Raw genomic sequence first — 19312 nt, forward strand, 5'->3', positions numbered from 1 at the left:
GTGGTTAATAATCTTGCTGGCTTTGATCTCAGGCGCAGCCTGCCCTTCATAGAACGACGGCGGCATGTAGCCGCCGCCGAACCCAATCAATCTTGTTATTTGTTTTACAGCCTCCGATTAACGGGGGGCCTGTAAAGATATGTTCGACTAAGGTAAAACCTTAGCCGAACTTCTTTAAGTAGCCTCAGCTTAACGGGGGGTAGAACCTTAGCCGAACTTCTTTAAATAGCCTCAGGCTAAAAGGGAGAATCTAGCAAGGTGTTAATGTTAATTTTTCGATTTCATCTCTTGAAAGAGGTTTGATTTTATCAAAGTATTTTTGCTTGTGCAATTTATCAATTGTCTGTTTTATTATATCAACGGCTACTTCTTTGACAATAATTAGATTAGGGTCAACCGCAAAAAAACCTTGATCATTTAGTTCTGATTCAAAATCCTGACAAAGTCTAACTATATCATATACAATCAATTGAAATACATTGTCATTAATTTCAACATAAATATCAGAACGAAATCCTCTATTGATTGAATTAAATTCCATTAACTCGCTATCATCTAAACAATAAATAATTAACTCTTCCATTTTATTATAGTTTTAATGTGGTATTGTTGTGATTTGATCTAAAAGATATTGAAAATTATCTATCGTCATTTCGTTTGCTGGAACTATTTCAAAATGATTCAAATCTGGCCCTCTCCGAATAATATTTAAGCCCTTTGGTAAATTATCAATTCTATAAGCACCTCCAAATCTAGAAAGACCGCTGGGGTAGAACCTTAGCCGAACTTCTTCAAACAGCCTCAGCCTAACGGGGGGATTTGCTGGCTTTGATCTCAGGCACAGCCTGCCATTCATAGAACGGCGGCGGCATGTAGCCGCCGCCGAATCCAATCATTCTTGTTATGTTTATTACAGCCTCAACCTAACGGGGAGGTATGGTTAAAAGCTATGTTTATCGTCCCTTCTTCGTTTGTATAAACTTCCGTTGGGCGATGGCCTTCAATTGGGTATTTGGCTTTGAGCATTTCAAAATCCATCAATGTAAAACCTAAAGGCAATTGAACTACAAGTTTTTTATTTAATACACTCTTGCTTTTTAACTGTATTACAGAAGATTTATTATAATTTAATTGACTACCCTCAGATTCATTTGATTTTTTATTTACACCTGAATTACAGGATAATAAAAACAAGACCGACAATACTAATAGATACATCTTCATAATAACATCATTAAAAAAGCCTCGGTTTCCCGAGGCTAATATTAAAAATCCTTCCAATCCTTCTCATTAATTCCAAAATCCTCTTTAGCCGCTTGTAAGGCATGCTCCAACTCCTTAAACCAATCATCATAAATACATGGTTCTTCTAACACCTTATGATGATATAAAAAATAACCTCCACTATCCAGTGGGTCTTTTTCAACAACTAACCATTTAATACCATCAGAAATAAATTCATCTGGAATAATTGAGTACTTCTTCATAATCAAGGATTAATAATTGGGACATGATAGTTTGTAGCCGCTTTATTTAAATTTAATGGACTAAATATTTCAAAGTTAAAATGAGGACCAGGTCCATGAGCTCCAGTAATATCAGAGGTAGTCATTCTAAACTGTCTAAGTTGGTCTGATGACCTAAATACTCCAGGAGCAATTTCAGAATAACCGGGTTTTAAAAATTTCCCAGCTAATTCTAATCCTCTTTCTGCTGTTCTGGCTTTTGCAGTTAATTGAATAGTTTTATTTACTGCTTTAGCTCCTGTTGCAGCCCAACCCGCAATAGGAATCATCGCAGCTGCACTAAGCCCAGCATTAAGATAGTCTCCACGTGCAGTATAAATCAAGGCATTCGCCCCATCTGCCACTTCTCCAATAACTGGGATTAATCCAACAACATCTAAACCACCTTGTACCCAATCCATTGCATTACTGCCACCCCCTTGTCCGTTGTTTCCTATGCTGGTAATTGAGGTCACTCCAATTGAAATTAGTTCATCACCATTGTATAAATGAAGACCATAATAGCTACCTTTTGCTGATTGATAATAATATCCTTCAGCATTTATTGCAAACGTTCCAATGTTAAGTGTAGTAGTTAGAAAGCTAACTGCTTCTTCCGGTGTTAAACATTTATTTTCAACCCAATTTGTCTGAACAGCCTTATAATCAACCGTTTTTCCAGTTGCTTTATCCGTATATGTGCCATCCCAATTGTAAACATAGCCAGCGCTCCCAGCTGCGGGTCCCCTTCCTCGATTAAGATACTCTACAATTACACCGCTTCCCCCTCTCATATCATACCCTAAATCCGATAACTTAAAGCCGTTATCCATTAATTCCTTTTGATTGTACCCTGTTGGATCGGTGAATGCTAGCGGGTTGTTGAGGCAGTAGGTGTAGCGGTTGTAGTTCTGGGCGTTATTAGGGCTTTTAACGAATGGGTCGGGGCTTAGGAAGCGTTGCAGGTAGGGGTCGTATAGCCTACCGTTCATGTTTATTAGGCCAAAGCCCGCCATGTGTTCATGGCCTGTGTAACCACGGTCGAAGCGGGGCTGCATGTCATTCAAATTGCCTAAGGCATTGGCAATGCTTATGGGTTTTAGCACCCATGTGGAAGGATTCCTTGGTCGTCCCCAAGCATCGTAGCTGTAGGTGTTCTCAACGGTGCCGCTCTCGCTGGTGATTTTGAGCCACGAGCCCTGATTATCGGTGTGTATATAGTGCAGCGCACCGTTGGCTGAACCCACTTTTTCCCATACGGCACAGATACCCGTTGGGGCAGTAATAAAGGTTCGGCTGGAGGTGATATTCCCTGAGTTATCGAGTATAAACTCGCTGCTACCTAAGTAAATTTTGGAGGAGACCCCTGTAGACATTTTTTGTAGTTTCTATTGCGAATTTACAAATTATACCATTATCAATTGCTTTTACAGTGGTTAATAATCTTGCTGGTTTTGATCTCAGGCGCAGCCTGCCATTCATAGAACGACGGCGGCATGTAGCCGCCGCCGAACCCAATCAATCTTGTTATTTTTCTTACAGCCTCAGTTTAACGGGGGTCGTCCCCAAGCATCGTAGCTGTAGGTGTTCTCAACGGTGCCGCTCTCGCTGGTGATTTTGAGCCACGAGCCCTGATTATCGGTGTGTATATAGTGCAGCGCACCGTTGGCTGAACCCACTTTTTCCCATACGGCACAAATACCTGTTGGGGCTGTGATAAAGGTTCGGCTGGAGGTGATATTCCCTGCGTTATCGAGTATAAACTCGCTGCTGCCTAAGTAAATTTTGGAGGAGACCCCTGTAGACATTTTTTGTAGTTTCTATTGCGAATTTACAAATTATACCATTATCAATTGCTTTTACAGTGGTTAATAATCTTGCTGGTTTTGATCTCAGACACAACTTGTCCCGCAAAAGGCGGGAGCCTGCAATTCATAGAACTACAGCGGCATGTAGCCGCTGCCGAATCCAATCATTCTTGTTATATTTTTTACAACCTCCGATTAACGGGGGATGTTTCATATTATTATCGCAAAATGCGATTATTTTACTTATTACCTGCTTCGTTTGGTTTAGGCTGCTTGCGTAAGTTGGCTTTGTCCTATCAGGCAGTAGCCTGTAAAGATATGTTCGACTAAGGTAGAACCTTAGCCGAACTTCTTTAGGTAGCCTCAACTTAACGGGGATATTAACTCCTTTAGATATTTATGAATAGGTTGAGAAAATTAGAGTTATTAAAACAACAACATCAAGAATAAATAAAATGCCACACATTAAAAAAAATAAAAAGGTATACCTATTAAATACATTCTCTTTGTGGATTTTATAAAATTCTTTTATATCAGAAATTTCAAGGTATAAGAAGGTAACGTTAATCCCTTTCTTTTTTAGGATGGATTTTATTACTAAAGTTAATATTCCATTAATTGATCCTAACACCACCATTGAGATGGCAAGGGGTATTATAAAGCTTTCCATAGTATTTTATTTATGTAAATGAATATCTTTCCAATCAAATATAGGCATCCAATCTCGAAAAGTTGTATTCGTTACTTGATATGACGCCCCTAATCCAGCACCGATTCCTATTTTAATAATCCAATAAGAACTCCCTATGTCATCATTATCTAATCCACTTTGACCATTACCCGAGATTGAAATAGAAAACATACTCGCATTACCAACCCAAGAATGACTTATACCTTCAAGTTTTGAAAGGTCAAAACTTTTCTTTGGAATGCCAATAATAAAATTCCATCCAGCAGAGGCTTCAAGACCATATGCTTTACCATTAGAGATAAATTGCGCTCCATCCTTACCGTTATTTGCAATCACAAAACCACCTTCAACTGTATAACCAAGCACGAACAAAGCTATTGTTGCATCCAAGGAAGACCCTGCAAATAAGCCTCCGTTTTTTCCGCCCCCTTCTACTGAGGGATCTAGCAGATTTCCAGCATCAGAAAAAACTCCATTGCATGCGAACAAGTTACTCTTTTTATTCGTGATTTTATACATGTGCACGTTTCCTTCATCGTCATAACTTATTGCATTTGGATTCATAGCCATTGCGTTAATGTAAATTGCGCGGGCATAATCTCCCGTGGCTCCTAAAGAATTGAAAGAGATATAATCAAAAACCTTGTCAAAGGATGCATTTTTACCCGTCGCTTTATCCATATAGGTGCCATCATCCCAATTGTAAGCATAACCTAAACTGCCAGCCGCAGGACCCCTGTCTCGATTAAGATATTCTTTAATAACACCAAATCCCCCCCTCATATTATATCCAACGTCCGAGAACTTAAAGCCGTTATCCATCAATTCCTCTTGATTATAACCTGTGGGATCTGTATAAGCCAGCGGGTTATTCAAACAGTAGGTGTAGCGGTTGTAGTTCTGGGCGTTATTGGGTGATTGTACAAATGGGTCGGGGCTGAGGAAGCGTTGCAGGTAGGGATCGTAAAGCCTACCGTTCATGTTTATTAGGCCAAAGCCCGCCATGTGTTCATGTCCAGTGTAGCCACGGTCAAAGCGGGGCTGCATATCATTCAAATTGCCTAAAGCATTGGTAATACTTATGGGCTTTAGTGCCCATGTGGAAGGATTCCTTGGTCGTCCCCAAACATCGTAGCTGTAGGTGTTCTCAACGGTGCCGCTCTCGCTGGTGATTTTGAGCCACGAGCCCTGATTATCGGTGTGTATATAGTGCAGCACACCGTTGGCTGAACCCACTTTTTCCCAAACGGCACAAATACCCGTTGGGGCAGTAATAAAGGTTCGGCTGGAGGTGATACTCCCTGCATTATCGAGTATAAACTCGCTGCTACCTAAGTAAATTTTAGAGGAGACTTTGGTGTTGTTCTGGTACTGGTCTACCTTGCAACGGTTACCCGAAGGGCCATAGGTGAAAATGTTCTTGTAGGTACCATTGTCTATCTCGGCAATCTTATTATCGCCAGTAAATGAGCTGTTTGTAGTAAATGTAGGTGAATGACCAGTAGTATCTGCTGGGCCTGTAACACTACCAACAGCATGAGGTTTACCCGTTACGTTGTAGTTGTAGTTTCCTACTAGTGATGTGCTGCTAATGTTACCGTTATTTGCATACTGGTAGGATACCGTTTGCCCGGAGATGGTTGATGAGGTAAGCCTATTCAGGTTATCGTAGTCAAACGCCTCGGATAAAGCCCCATCGGTTCTTGTATCGAGCATTTTTTTGGAGTTATAGGTATAGCCAAGATTCTGAATGCTGGTTTCGTTACCCGATGTACCCGTTTTAATGGCACTTAGCATATAATCGTTGTTATAATTCCATTTAGTTATTAACCCGTTACCCATTGTAAAATCAGTCCACTGCTCACGGTCATTAACACCTGTGCCCTCCCATATCGGGCTTAGCGTGTTATTGGCAAATTTACCAATTTTCTGAAGATATCCTACCTGATCATAAGTGTACTCTAGCGTAAGACCTGTTGGGTTGATAACCCTATACAGGCGGTTATCGCCGTTGTACTGGTAAGTGGTTACGAGAGGATCTCCAAGCCCTGTGGTGGTAACAGTGGTTGGCCTGTAGAGGTTATCGTAGTCGTAGGTCTCTGTGATACTACCGCGAGTAGCGGTTGCTTGTAAACCTTTCAATCCTGATGTTTCGTAGTAGGAATAACTCTCGCTAATATTGCCGGTGGTACTTGTAGTTGCCTTGGAGGTTAATCGACCGTAAGCGTCGTACCCAAGCGTGTCTACCTGATTTTTGGCATCGGTTTGGGTTTTAAGCTGCCCGAACTCGTTGTAGGTATAGGTTGTAGTGCCCGCATCCGGGGTTACAAGCGTAAGCTGGTTACCCATATCATCGTAGGTCATACTGGTGGTATTTCCGAACGTGATGATATTTTTCAGCTTCCCTGTGGCGTAGTAATTGTAGGTTAAATCGCCATTTGTCCCGGTAGCACTTGCCACATTCCCTGCATTGTCAAAATTCTTGGTTTGGTAAATCCCTGTGATGTTATCTGTAATCGTTTCGGTATTACCACTGTAGGAATAGGAGGTATTAAGATTCTTACCTGTAACGAGAGTTAGCCTGCCAATATTATCGTATGAGTAGGCGGTTGAAACATCAAAACCAGATTGTTGCTGGCTACTTACAGATCCATCGGGGTTATAGCTATAGGTAGTGGAAATATCGTGGTTTAAATGACCCTTTGCTGTTTTATACACCAGCTGACCCTTGGTGTTATAGTAGCTCTTTGCCGTGTTACCGTTGCTCACCGAATTCTGTACCTTGTACACGCTATTTGTAACGGAGTTATCCCATTCAAGGCTAGTTGTGTTTATGGTTCCATCGGGTAGGTGTATGGTAGATATAAGTCCACCGCCAGAGGGGGTGTAGCTGTAGCTGGTTACCAGACCATTGGGATCGGTCTCGGTGAGTTTAGCCCCATCGGAAGCTCTATATGTAACAGATGATTTATAGCCAGCGGGGTTAGTGCTAGAGGTTACAAAGCGACCATAGCTATCGAACTCAACGGTGCTTGTTCGAGTACCATCATTGGTAGTGCTAACGCTCACGCTACGGGCATTCCCGTAACTATCGAAGTTACCGTAGGTGGTGGTAAGGCTACCAAACTGAACCTTGGATGTTAGCCTAAACGGGTTGGTTGCACCATAGCTATAGGTTTCGGAGCTAGTTTTAGTATCCGTTCCATTGGTTCGGGTTACTGTGATCTGTGTAGGTCGTGATTTGAATCCCGAAATAGTAGAGTACTGGATACTATTTTGTGTTGACCAGCTACCTGATGTCACCGTCTGGCTCTCAACCCTACCAATGCTTGAATTGAAAGTATTGGTTGTAGAGGTGGTAACACCTTTTACATTATCTGTAGTGGAGGATGAGGATATATAGGGTAAAAAGAACTTCCTGTTAAGATCGCCTCCAAGCGAACTAACCGTACTACTACTGGATGAGACAGAAGTTCCTCCTCTGCTAGAAGTCTGGCTACTCATCCATACGTGGTAAATGCTGTTATTATTTGGTAGCGTAAAGCTAAAGTTGCTAGATACGGTAATGTTATGGGTTAAATGCGTGGTTGCGCTAGTAAAGGTATTGAATCCGAGGAATCCCAAACCTTGTACATGACTGTAACCAGTGCTGTAGGTATACTTTATGCTACTGTATAGCGCACTTCCATTTGTTGTTTTTAGCGTATCAACCACCTGCATTGGTCCCCTAACCAGAACTAAAGGAAGATTTGGCTTTTGGAATGAAGTGTTGAATTCCCTGTTATCAGCAAACATTTTGTAGATAAAAGAAGATTTAATGCCCATCCCATCGGTTAAGCTACTTACGAAAAGATCTCTGTTGAGCTTGTTGGTGAACGAAATTATCTTATAGGGCTCAAAAACGTTTGTGCTTCCTACCAAATAGTAATCGTTGCAACCGTAGAATAGCTCTTTCTGTCCATCGTTATTAAAGTCAATGGCGGCTATAAAACTTGTTGCATGAGCATCATACACGGCGTTGTCAACCGCAAGCATGATCTGTGGGGACAGTGCGGTAAAAGTTTCTCCCTTTGAGATGAAAATGTTGACAATCCCACTGCGTGCATATACTATATCCGACTTCCCGTCGTTGTTGATATCATCAGTGCAAACAGCCAGAGCAGATGCAGGTGAAATTGTTCTTTGGATTACACTTAGGTTCGATCTTAAGGCAGTAATGCTATCATTTAAAGAGGTATTTTCGTAGTGACCGGGATCGGTGGGAGATTGCCCCTCTATAGAGTTAATATTGCTGGGTATTGTGCCGGACACAAAACCATTGCCAGTGAAATATTTCAGAACCCATCCAGAGGTAGTCTTGGCAATGTAATCAGTTTTCCCATCGCCATTAAAATCGCCAAGGTTTACATCCGTAAATGCGCTAGTGGTAGTATCCGTGTAAAGATTTGCGAAGGTTGACCCGTTGAATTCCCAGATAGAACCCTGACCTGAACCGCCAAGGGCTAAAAGATCAATCCTGCCATCCCCGTTGAAGTCTGCCATTTTAACATCGGAAACATTGTATGATATGCCTTCACATCCAGTAAGCGTACCATTTAAAACCTCTAACCTATCGATATCCCCATCATTATCAATATCAGCGTAATAGAATGAATACTTATCTTTTGGTTGGTGGTTTATTTTTAAATCCCTTACTTGAGTTACAATAGAGTAATATTCGTTCTTGTCAAAACTATTTCCATCGAAGAGATAGGCATCTATATAATCCACTTCAGATAAGTAAACAACGCGTTCTTCATTTTCCATCCCAGTTTCTTGAAGGCTAGAGGTATAGTGAACAAGTATTTCATCTTTTCCATCGTTGTTATAATCTACAACGTTAATATCTTTCACAACAATTGTTTTCAGCATATCCCATATTACTTCAGTAAATGGATCCTGATATTCCCAACTACAGCTGAACGGGAGATCTTCTATAGCGTAATTGGCTGAACCATTAATGTAAACGGTCATAGTTGAACCACCTGCCCAAGAGACCTTATCTATTTTCCCATCCCCGTTAAAATCGCCAAAGTACCATTGGCTTGTCCATAGATTTCCCATTCCTGCATTGGCTAATGAATAGGTATAATCTGCACTTGCTCCCCATGTAATATAGGTTGGGTTGTACTTTACACCATCCGCAGTTAGCGAAATCTTATAAAGTTTGCTGTACTGATCGTTAAAATAGGTAAACTCATAGTCTTTAGAGAGAGAGTTCTCGCTATATACTTTAATAGCAGTAAGGAGAACGTTCTTCGTAACCTTATCTCCTGCAACATACCCACTGCTAGTATCGGTTCGTTTATCGTAGTAGAATTTTACGCTATTGTAAGGCGATTTATTGGAAGTACTATTGCCTGTATATTTGATCTCATTAATTCTATACTCACCAATGGTATTATCGCCTGAATAGATGAACTGAACATAATTGCCATCAGGATCAGTAACCCTGCTTATTGCCCATGAAATGGGAGTGTTAGAATCAATTGCTAGGATTTGTGAATTACCCTCCTTGCCGTATTCCATAACCATGCCATCCTGCGTGGTTAGGGTAAAACTGTTACTGCTAAACTCAATCTTAGTGTATGGGTTATTTGCTGGGTAGTAGATGCTTGCATTCGGATCCTTTATTAAACGAACCCCATCGAGCGCAAAGGTGTTATCAGTAAGTTTAACGCCATCGGAGGTACCATCGTAGTAAGTATTCTTGCCTACTCTGGAGATGGAGGAAAGTCCTGCCAGATTCCAGCCCCAGCCGAGGAGTCCATTTCCGCTCTGGCTGCTGTATACAATGCTCAAGTTTGGCTGCATACCGTGTGATCCTGGTGAAACCTGTATGGGTAGTTGGTATGTTGCTGCTCCACTTGGACTTACATCAATACTCCCCCCTATAGTACCAGGGATGCAGTTGCTCTTATCGAGCGCAGGAACTGAGCCATTTACTGATGTAGACTCATAGCTGTTAGTTTGATTGGCCAACGTGTGGTCAATATTAACTGTAAGTTTATGCCCATTGAGGTTAGTGCTAGTAACACTGAAACCGGGTTGGAGCGTGATTTTATCGCGTGCGCTTAGTGTTGCATCTCCCGTACTCAACGTATTTTGTAAGGATGTGCATAGCGTATTTATGGTTATTGAATTCGTAGTAAGGTCGTTACAATTCTGTGCGAATAGCCTCCCTGTTATCCCTATAATTATGAGTAGTAGAATTACTCTTTTCATTATTTTTAGATTATTCATTTAATGTACTTTATTATTGGGTAGATTAGCCTTTCACAATTTTAAAACTCCTCATTTTACCTGCAAAGAAGAGCTGCATGATGTATGTACCATCGTTGTAGTTGGAAAGGTCAACGGTGTTGGAGGTGCTAATTGGACTTATGGCAAATAGAAGCCTTCCCTGAGTGTCAAATATCCTAATAGCGTTGCTTGGTGCGCTAATCTGTTCATCGGTTACTCCGCTAAGTTCTACTTGCAGCAACCCTTCGGTAGGGTTGGGGAATATATTAATCTTAAGGGTAGTTTGTGGATCAATGGGAAGTTGATCATCAACCTTAGGTGAGGGAACTGTTGGCGATTTGGACAGGTAAACCACCGTAGCAGTTATCCTGTTGCCATTGGCATCGTATGTGTAGGTGGCGTTAAAATTTTGAGCCTTAGCTGTAACGCTTAGCGTTACAACTAGGACTGCTAGTATACTTTTAGCTATTGTATTCATTTTTGTGAAATATTTATTTCTTGATATTTTGAACTTCTTTAACAAGCACATTATTCAGCTCCTTAAGCTCGTTAATCTGCTTTTGTTGCTGATCCATCTTATTATTCTGTTCAATCATATAAAGTGTCAACTCCTCAATCTTTTGTAGCAATTTGGCATTCATCTCTCCAAGACCAATACCATTCTGCTTAACTTCACTTTCAGTTGGAATTTCTGGTAGGTGGTTGTTGGCTTTAATAAACTGCTCAACTTCACCAAGTGTGCGGAGTTTGTAGGTTGGGTGGAAAACAAAGTCAGCCCATCCGCCTATTTTCACATTAACTTCACTAGTTGTCAATTTTCCTGTAATTCCCAAGTTTCCAGTTTTACTTAAAAACATGCAGTAGGAATTTCCAGCATTCTGTCCTGTTCCCCAATAAAAATTTCCATCCGTGTGAAAACCAAACATCAACTCAGTTGATTGCCCTGGGTTGAATACTATTGCTGCTCCAGAACTGTTTTTAAGCTGCAAAGCATTATTAAAGCCATTAACGGAACTCGTGCTATTAGTGCCTTCAATCGATACTCCTCCATTTACAGCAAGTTTTTCGGATGGAGTGGTTGTCCCAATCCCAACATTGCCATTGTTTAGAAAAGCTATTTGAGGATTATAATTGATTGTCGATTCATTATCTGTACCAGCATTATAAGTTTGAAAGTACATGCTTCCCCAATTATCTACTACAATTGCGGCTCCACCCTGTTGGCTTGTTCCTCCAAGTTTTTTAAATTGATTGGGAGTAACACTTGTATTTAAAACCGCATTGAAGCCTATTTCACTTCCATATACTCCAGCACTTCCATTGTAATTAAAAAGGATAGGGCGTATTGAATTTATTTGTAACCTTCCCTGTGGGTTTGTTGTCCCAATCCCAACATTACCACCCTGTGTTTGGAGTGTTAACGGGTAGGTATTAGTTAAAGCATCGTTTCTTCCAACTTGCATCCAAACATGTCCATCACTTGAAACGCCACTAAATAGTCCAAAAAGTCCATTAGTTCCAGTTAGAGAAAACCCTCCAGTTGCTGTTCCTAAAGTCATATTATCTGTGTAGGAACCAGCATTTATCTGTAGAGGTACTAGTGGAGTAGTTGTTCCAACTCCAACTTTACCAGTATTTAATATACTTAATACTGATGAACCTGTTGAACCATTTTTATTCCAAAAATAAGTAGCTACTGCATTACCTTGATAGTTAAAGTACAAATTAGCCGCATCCGTCCATACCTCATTCCCTGCACCTGCGTGAAAATGCTCTCCAATTTTAGTATTTCCATTTGGGAGAGGTGGTGTATTGGTTTGTGCTTTTAACCCATAAATGCTAACTGCAATTAAAGCGAAGAGGATTGTAATTTTTTTCATGTTCTTAAAAGTTTTATGTTTTTATTTAGTAGTTTTCACTATTCAAAGCATAGTTTATTTCAATTTTTACTCAAAATAGAAAAACGCACAACTATATCAAATTGTACGTTTAATTTATCGTTATAAAATTATACAATAATTTTTATAATTTCCAATAAACTTATCAAATAATTATTGCTGTACCACTAGGAAATTAGGTAACTGTTTAACTCTCTGCAATAAAAAAATGATTTTTAGTGATTAATTTAATTTCAAAATGAAATTGAATTTGCCTTTCAAATACCGCCCTTTAGTTAGCCATTCCACACTTTTGTTTAGTAATAAACTAACATTAAGCAACATCAACCAAAAAATTGCCAAATAATCGCAATTTGCGATTATTATACAAATACCAATTAAACCAAATTCTCCTCCAATTTCATCCTAAAGAAATCCTAACAGTTTTAGATTTGCAGATAAATATCATTTTTTTGAAATGATACTTTTCTTAGCTTAGCTGCTTCAAAATTTAAATAACATGAAACACCCATGATGTTTAATAACACAAATAACCGATGAATATAACATGGGTGTTCCATTCGCTCAGTAACCTTTGTTAAATAGAGACTGTAACTTATTAACATTAAACCTACTAAATATTTTGCACGAATGAAAAAAATCTTTGTAATAGGTGCAGGATTATCCTCTTCGGACCTAATTAAATATCTTCTTGATAATGCTACGGCGTTGGATTGGACAGTTAAAGTTGGTGATCTGTCGTTAGAAACTGCTAAGAAAAAGATTAACAACCACCCAAAGGGAATTGCTGTTCTATTCGATATTAACGATCAAAAGCAGCTAAAGGATGAGGTTGCTTGGGCTGATATCATTGTTTCCATGCTACCTGCATTTATGCACCCAGCCGTTGCTAAGGAGTGTGTTAGCCAAGGAAAGCATATGGCTACTGCATCATACGTATCGGATGCAATGAGGGCGTTGGATGCAGAGGTTAAGCAGAAAGGGTTAACCATTCTTAATGAGTTTGGTGTTGATCCGGGAATCGATCACATGTCCGCAATGAAAGTGATTGATGAAATCAAGGATAAAGGAGGAAAACTCCTAGGTTTTATAAGCAATACAGGTGGACTTATTGCTCCCGAAAGTGATAATAACCCTTGGAACTACAAGTTTACTTGGAATCCTCGCAATGTAGTGCTTGCAGGTCAGGGTGTTGCTCAATTCATCGAGAATGGGCAGTATAAATTTATCCCATATCATCGTTTATACAGCCGTGCTAGAACATTTTCTGTTTTGAATTATGGCGATTTTGAGATGTACCCAAACAGGGACTCCCTAAGCTATAGAAAGGTTTACGATTTAAATGATATTCAAACCCTAATCAGAGGTACATTACGCAAGGCAGGTTATTGTAAGGCTTGGAATGTTTTTGTTCAGCTAGGTGCAACCGATGATACTTACAAAATTCCAGAAAGTGAGAATTTAACAAATAGGAGTTTCATCAACAGTTTCCTTGCTTATGATTCTAAACTATCGGTTGAGGAAAAAATAAAGAAAGAGGTTGCAGAAGCCAATGATCCTGTTGTTTTCGAAAAACTGAAATGGTTAGGAATTTTTGAGGATAAAAAGGTAGGTTTACCTAATGCTAGCCCTGCTCAGGTATTACAGAAGATTCTGGAGGAAAAACTATTCCTTGGCTCCGATGATAAGGATATGATTGTAATGCAACACATATTCGATTATGAATTAAAGGGCAAGAAATTCAGGAAAAAATCATCGATGGTAATTATTGGTAAGGATACCGTTCATACTGCTATGTCAATAACCGTTGGAACACCACTTGCAATTGCCATTAAATTGTTACTAACAGGTGTGATAAAAGACAAGGGTGTTGTTATTCCTACTAAACCAAATCTTTACCTTCCAATACTTAAGGAACTTGAAGCGTTTGGAGTGAAATTTATTGAGGAGGAATCAGAAATTTAATAATTGTATATTTGTTAAAAACCAGCAATTTGAATTTAAATTCTCTATAGTACTATTCGGTTACGTCTTTGCTATTTTATTCCATAAAAACTGAACTAAACGTAAACGAAATTTTAAAATGAATTTATTTGAAAAGTTTATTGTTTTAACAATAAACTTTTTTTTGTACTGTTAGTCAAAGTATGTGTTATTTGCATAAATGATTGGCGATGAAACGTTATTTTTGCAATGCATTGCCTAATCACAATTCAAACTATGAAAATGAAGAATGATTTTTAAATAATAGATTTTTAAATCATTAAATGGATTAGGGAAACCGCTATAGCAAGTTACAACCAATAAAAAGGAGAACGTTTTTTTGGAGCCTCCAAAACATAACAAAAACAAAATGCTGCTCAACAGGGTTAATTTTATTTCTAAAAAGGTATTTTTCCTTCTTCTTGTTTCCATTTTAACATGTAATTTATTAATAGCTCAAAACCTACACGATTTGTCAGATATTTCGGTAGGAGCGAGGGATAGTCTAAACAGGGTATATGGTTTAGATCCAGTATTATATAATGGAATAATATATGCATCCGTTTATCCCAAAAATGTTAAAGGAGATCAATACTTTTCAAGTATTAACTATGTAAGAGGTGAAGCAACTATTAGGGGGATTAAATACAAAAATCTTGATCTAAATTATGATATTTATAAACAAGAACTTTTGCTAAAGTATTTAAACCCAAACAACACGTACAATATAATAATGGTTTCAAAAGCTTGGCTTGAGGGATTTTCTATTGGCAATATCAATTTTGAATTTTATAGTACTCCGGAAATTCCACGACGCATTTATCAGGTTCTGGGAAACTATTCTATTCGTTTACTTTATTATAATAAAAAGATTTTACAACTCAATAATGCTGCGGGAAGTTCGAATTTTTATTTTTTGCCAGGAAAAGAACTTTTTGTATTAATGGACAATTCCATTTTGAAATTTCATAATAATAGAAGTTTCATTCGTCTTTTCGCACCTGAAAAACAACCTATTATAAAAAAGTATCTTCGAAAAAATAGAATAAAAGTTCGCAAAGCACCCGATCATGTTATGGAAGAACTTATTAATTTTTGTAATAAATAATTAGTATCGTGAGAACAGGTCTCTTTATTTTACTCCTTTTTATTGGTAAACTAGCTGATGGTGAGATTAAAACATATCTATCATGCCATGTATTTGAAATCCCTTTTTCGGAATTTACCAGTATAATTTACCAGCAAACGGAAATCAATGTTTTTTATGATGAAGATTTGGTTAAACAAATCAAAGTAACTTTGGATGTGGATAGTATCAGTGTTGAATCTGCCTTAAAAATTGCTTTAAAAAATACAGGTCTTATAGCCTCTGCTTGGCACAATGATTTTATAATACTTTCGGGGGAAAAACTTATTTCAAAACTACCCGATTTTGAGAAGTTAATCGATAATAAAGTCGTTTCAGGGATTACACACCAGAATATAACTGAAACGGAAACTAAGTATGTAACTGGAAGAAAGGCAAATGCTGTACAAACTATTCGAGTTGGGAGAAATGGAATAATTGGAAATAGTATTAATGCAAAGATTCTTGGAAGAATATTTGATCAGGAAACAGGCGCACCTGTTTTGGATGCAACAATTTTCATTGTTGAAAATGGGAAAGGAGCAGTTACAGATAAAGATGGTTATTTTTCATTGGTAATTAACCCAGGTAAGTATAACGCAAGAATTGAAAGCCTTGGGCACGAAAAGAAAAATGTCTTTCTTGAAATTCTTTCCGATGGAGAGTTTAAATTTGAATTAAGAAAAGAGGATATTCTTATTGAAGAGATTGTAGTTCGTGGTGATCGACAAACAAATGTTAAATCTAAAGATTCTGGACTGGAAAAAATAGCTTCAAAAACTATAAAAGAAATTCCAATGATGATGGGGGAAAGGGATATTCTTAGAGTATCAAGTTTACTTCCAGGGATTGTAAGTGTAGGGGAAGGTTCTTCTGGTTTAAATGTTCGAGGTGGAAGTTCGGATCAGAATGCGTTTTATATTGATAAGATACCGATTTATAATACATCTCATCTTTTTGGTTTTTTCCCTGCCTTTAATTCCGATATTATTAAAGATTTCTCGGTTTATAAAGGATATATACCTCCACAGTTTGGTGGTAGGCTATCATCAGTTTTTAATATAATTACTCGTGAGGCAAATCGCAAACGTTTTACTGCACATGGAGGGATTAACCCTATTACTGGCTTTGTAACTGTTGAAGGCCCCTTGATTAAAGATTCACTAACAGTGCTTTTTAGCGCACGTTCTTCCTATTCCGATTGGTTATTATCGAAAATTAAGGATCCAACCATTAGGAATAGTAGTGCAGGATTCAATGATTTTTCTGCTTCATTTAATTATGCAATGAAGAAATCGCAACTTTCTTGTTTGATATATAGCAGTAATGACAAATTTCGTCTTTCAGACATAAATAAATATCGGTATTCAAACTTAGGAGCATCAATTAATTATCAATATGTTTTTAATACTTCAATTAAAAGCGATTTTACAATAATTGGTTCTGAGTATTCTTTTGAAACAGTAGATAATCAATCGGCTTCCTCGGCGTATAAGCATAATTATAAAATTGGCCATTATGAAATACGAAGTGATATTACTCAGGTAATCAGCAATAAGTCGACATTAACATACGGTGCAAATGTAATTTTATATAAACTTGACAGGGGTTCTGTTCGTCCTTATGGCAATTATTCGTTAAGAAATATTATTGACCTTGGAAAAGAGAAAGGTGTTGAAAGTGCTTTGTACATATCCAATAAGTACAATATTTTACCTCGAATAACCCTTTCATTTGGATTAAGACAATCTTTTTTTACACCTATTGGCCCTAAAACTATTTATACCTATGAAAATGGTTTCCCAAGAGAATTAGGGTATGTAAATGATTCCATGAACTTTGCATCTAACAAACCAATAAAATGGTATTTTTCCCCAGAAATTAGGGCAAATATCAATTTTCAAACGGATAAAAACGGATCTATTAAGTTGGCATTTAATCAGATGCAGCAGAATTTATTTATGCTAAATAACACAATTGCCCTATCTCCAAACACACAGTGGAAATTAGCCGATTACCATATCAAACCATCTAAAAGCGCTCAAGTTTCTCTGGGAGTTTTTCGGAATATCCCCAAACAGGGATTGGAGGCCTCAATTGAAGTCTATTTAAAAAGAACAAATAATTATCCTGAGTTTAAGGATGGTGCAAATTTTCTAAGTACCCCCGCCGTTGAAACATCAATTTTACAAGGCAATCAGGGCGCTTATGGGATAGAGTTCTTTTTAAAGAGAAGTGGTAAAAAACTTGATGGGTGGTTATCCTACACCTATTCAAAATCAGTTGTTCAAATTAATGGCCCGAATTCATGGGATAAAATAAATGAGGGTGATCCGTACCCTTCCAACTTTGATATTCCTCATGTTCTGAATGCGCTTATTAATTACCATTTTAGTCGTAGATTTATTATTTCAACAGTTACAACTTACCAATCGGGGAGACCCATTACATACCCTCAATCAGTCTACTATATTAATGGAATACAGTATATTGATTACTCTAAACGTAACAAGTATAATATCCCTGATTTTTTTAGAATAGATGCATCTGTTACTATTGAAGGTAATCTTAAAAAGAACAAATTCCTTCACAGTTCTTTTATGTTTAGCGTTTATAACTTGACAGGTCGCAAAAATCCTTACTCAATATATTTTAAATCAGAAGATGGTCTAATTAAGTGCTATAAGTATTCCGTTATTGGAATACCTTTGTTTACAATCACTTGGCTGTTTAAACTTGGTAACTATGCATCAGATTAAAAATATCCTTTTGTGGGGTATTCTAATATTATTACTTTCAACCTGCATTGAGCCCTTTTCTCCAAACCTAGGAAGCGACTCTATAACAAAATATGTTGTGTATGGTCAAATTACGGATCAAGAAGGTTTTCAAACTGTTTCTGTTTCAATGTCATCCACTGTTGAAAAGCAAAAATATAATCCTTTGTCTGGGTGTACCATAAGTATTTTTGATAACCATGGTAATGTATTTACCTTGAATGAATCTGGGAAGGGTAATTATAGGGTTTGGATAGCAGCAGAGTATTTAAAACCAGGAAACTCTTACCAAGTCAAGGTGTTAACTTCATCAGGTATTGAGATTGTTTCGGATTTTGATCAAATGCCCAAATGCCCCGAGATCGATTCTGTTTATTATGTTAGGAAAAATATACCCACCACTAATCCATCTGAACCGTTACAAGGAATACAGTTTTATGTTGACTTAAATGGGAACGACTCTGTTAGTCGATATTATAGGTGGGATATTGATGAGACATGGGAGCATCATGCCAACTACCCTAAAATATATTTTTGGAACAAGAAATCAATAGTTGTGATTAACCCTCCTGATTATTCCAAATACTACTGTTGGACTACTCGGAAGTTAGGAAATGTTTTTACACTTTCAACAAAAGATCTTGCTCAAAACAGGTTCAGCATGTATCAACTTCATTTTGTAGATAATCAAACACAAAGGCTTACATATTGTTATAGCCTTTGGGTTAATCAAATTGCCTTAAGCGAACCTGCCTATATTTATTGGGATAAGCTTAGAATAAATAGTAATGAATTGGGTGGTTTATATGAGGTTCAACCATTACGCATTAAAGGAAACCTAAAAAGCACCACAAATCCAGAATTAGAAATATTAGGGTATTTCAATGCCTCATCGGTTAAAGCGAAAAGATATTTTTTTCGAGATATTAAAAACTTAGAACTATATAAACCCAAATGCGAACCACGAGTTATAATGCCTGGTGATCTAAGTAGAGAAGAAACTAGATACTTGTTTCCCATGGGAGGTGGGTTCGGAATTATTGAAGATGAATGTGTAGAATGTAATTATTGGGGGGGAACAACTGTAAAACCTGATTATTGGCCTTACTAATATGCAGAATTCTATCTATGAAATTATGTCCGTAATCATTGGGTGCACTGAATCTAAAGGGCAGGTAATTAGCATATTTATCGATAACGATTTTTGCTCAAGTAGAATTAATTTATCACATCACATTTTCA

The 19312-nt window shown here is 37.9% G+C and carries 12 protein-coding genes; 4 read left to right on the forward strand and 8 right to left on the reverse strand.

Features of this window, described 5'->3' with window-relative positions; translation table 11 throughout:
• Positions 1-250 precede the first annotated feature (250 nt).
• The 8 genes from HOO91_00005 to HOO91_00040 all read right to left on the reverse strand — a co-directional run bounded on the left by HOO91_00005 (position 251) and on the right by HOO91_00040 (position 12166).
• Complete coding sequence (locus HOO91_00005) at positions 251-583, reverse strand: hypothetical protein (GenBank protein ID NOU15926.1); 333 nt, start codon at positions 581-583, stop codon at positions 251-253.
• Between the two features lie 335 nt (positions 584-918).
• A complete protein-coding gene (locus tag HOO91_00010; GenBank protein NOU15927.1) occupies positions 919-1224 on the reverse strand; it encodes a hypothetical protein in 306 nt (101 codons plus the stop codon).
• A 41-nt stretch (positions 1225-1265) separates the two neighbouring features.
• On the reverse strand, positions 1266-1487 hold the full coding sequence (locus HOO91_00015; protein ID NOU15928.1) for a hypothetical protein: 222 nt from the start codon (positions 1485-1487) through the stop codon (positions 1266-1268).
• Positions 1488-1489: 2 nt separating this feature from the next.
• Entirely contained in the window at positions 1490-2881 is a 1392-nt protein-coding gene (locus tag HOO91_00020) for an RHS repeat-associated core domain-containing protein (GenBank protein ID NOU15929.1), read from the reverse strand.
• An 829-nt stretch (positions 2882-3710) separates the two neighbouring features.
• The gene (locus tag HOO91_00025; protein ID NOU15930.1) at positions 3711-3983 is read right to left on the reverse strand and encodes a hypothetical protein; all 273 of its coding nucleotides are present in this window, start codon (positions 3981-3983) and stop codon (positions 3711-3713) included.
• 6 nt (positions 3984-3989) lie between these two features.
• A complete protein-coding gene (locus tag HOO91_00030) occupies positions 3990-10268 on the reverse strand; it encodes a hypothetical protein (GenBank protein NOU15931.1) in 6279 nt (2092 codons plus the stop codon).
• A 43-nt stretch (positions 10269-10311) separates the two neighbouring features.
• Positions 10312-10764 (reverse strand): T9SS type A sorting domain-containing protein, encoded by a 453-nt coding sequence (locus HOO91_00035; GenBank protein NOU15932.1) that lies wholly within the window; start codon positions 10762-10764, stop codon positions 10312-10314.
• 13 nt (positions 10765-10777) lie between these two features.
• The gene (locus HOO91_00040; GenBank protein ID NOU15933.1) at positions 10778-12166 is read right to left on the reverse strand and encodes a hypothetical protein; all 1389 of its coding nucleotides are present in this window, start codon (positions 12164-12166) and stop codon (positions 10778-10780) included.
• Between the two features lie 648 nt (positions 12167-12814).
• Here HOO91_00040 and HOO91_00045 point away from each other — a divergent pair.
• The 4 genes from HOO91_00045 to HOO91_00060 all read left to right on the forward strand — a co-directional run bounded on the left by HOO91_00045 (position 12815) and on the right by HOO91_00060 (position 19181).
• On the forward strand, positions 12815-14149 hold the full coding sequence (locus tag HOO91_00045) for a saccharopine dehydrogenase (GenBank protein ID NOU15934.1): 1335 nt from the start codon (positions 12815-12817) through the stop codon (positions 14147-14149).
• Positions 14150-14639: 490 nt separating this feature from the next.
• Positions 14640-15275 carry a hypothetical protein gene (locus tag HOO91_00050; protein NOU15935.1) on the forward strand — a complete coding sequence of 212 codons (636 nt, stop codon included), beginning with the start codon at positions 14640-14642 and terminating at the stop codon, positions 15273-15275.
• Between the two features lie 8 nt (positions 15276-15283).
• The gene (locus tag HOO91_00055) at positions 15284-18052 is read left to right on the forward strand and encodes a TonB-dependent receptor plug domain-containing protein (GenBank protein ID NOU15936.1); all 2769 of its coding nucleotides are present in this window, start codon (positions 15284-15286) and stop codon (positions 18050-18052) included.
• Positions 18039-19181: a DUF4249 domain-containing protein gene (locus tag HOO91_00060; protein ID NOU15937.1), complete on the forward strand. Its 1143-nt coding sequence runs from the start codon at positions 18039-18041 to the stop codon at positions 19179-19181. Before HOO91_00055 ends, HOO91_00060 begins: the two co-directional genes overlap by 14 nt.
• Positions 19182-19312 lie beyond the last annotated feature (131 nt).

It is taken from the genome of Bacteroidales bacterium, assembly GCA_013141385.1.
In the GTDB taxonomy this organism is placed as follows: domain Bacteria; phylum Bacteroidota; class Bacteroidia; order Bacteroidales; family Tenuifilaceae; genus UBA8529.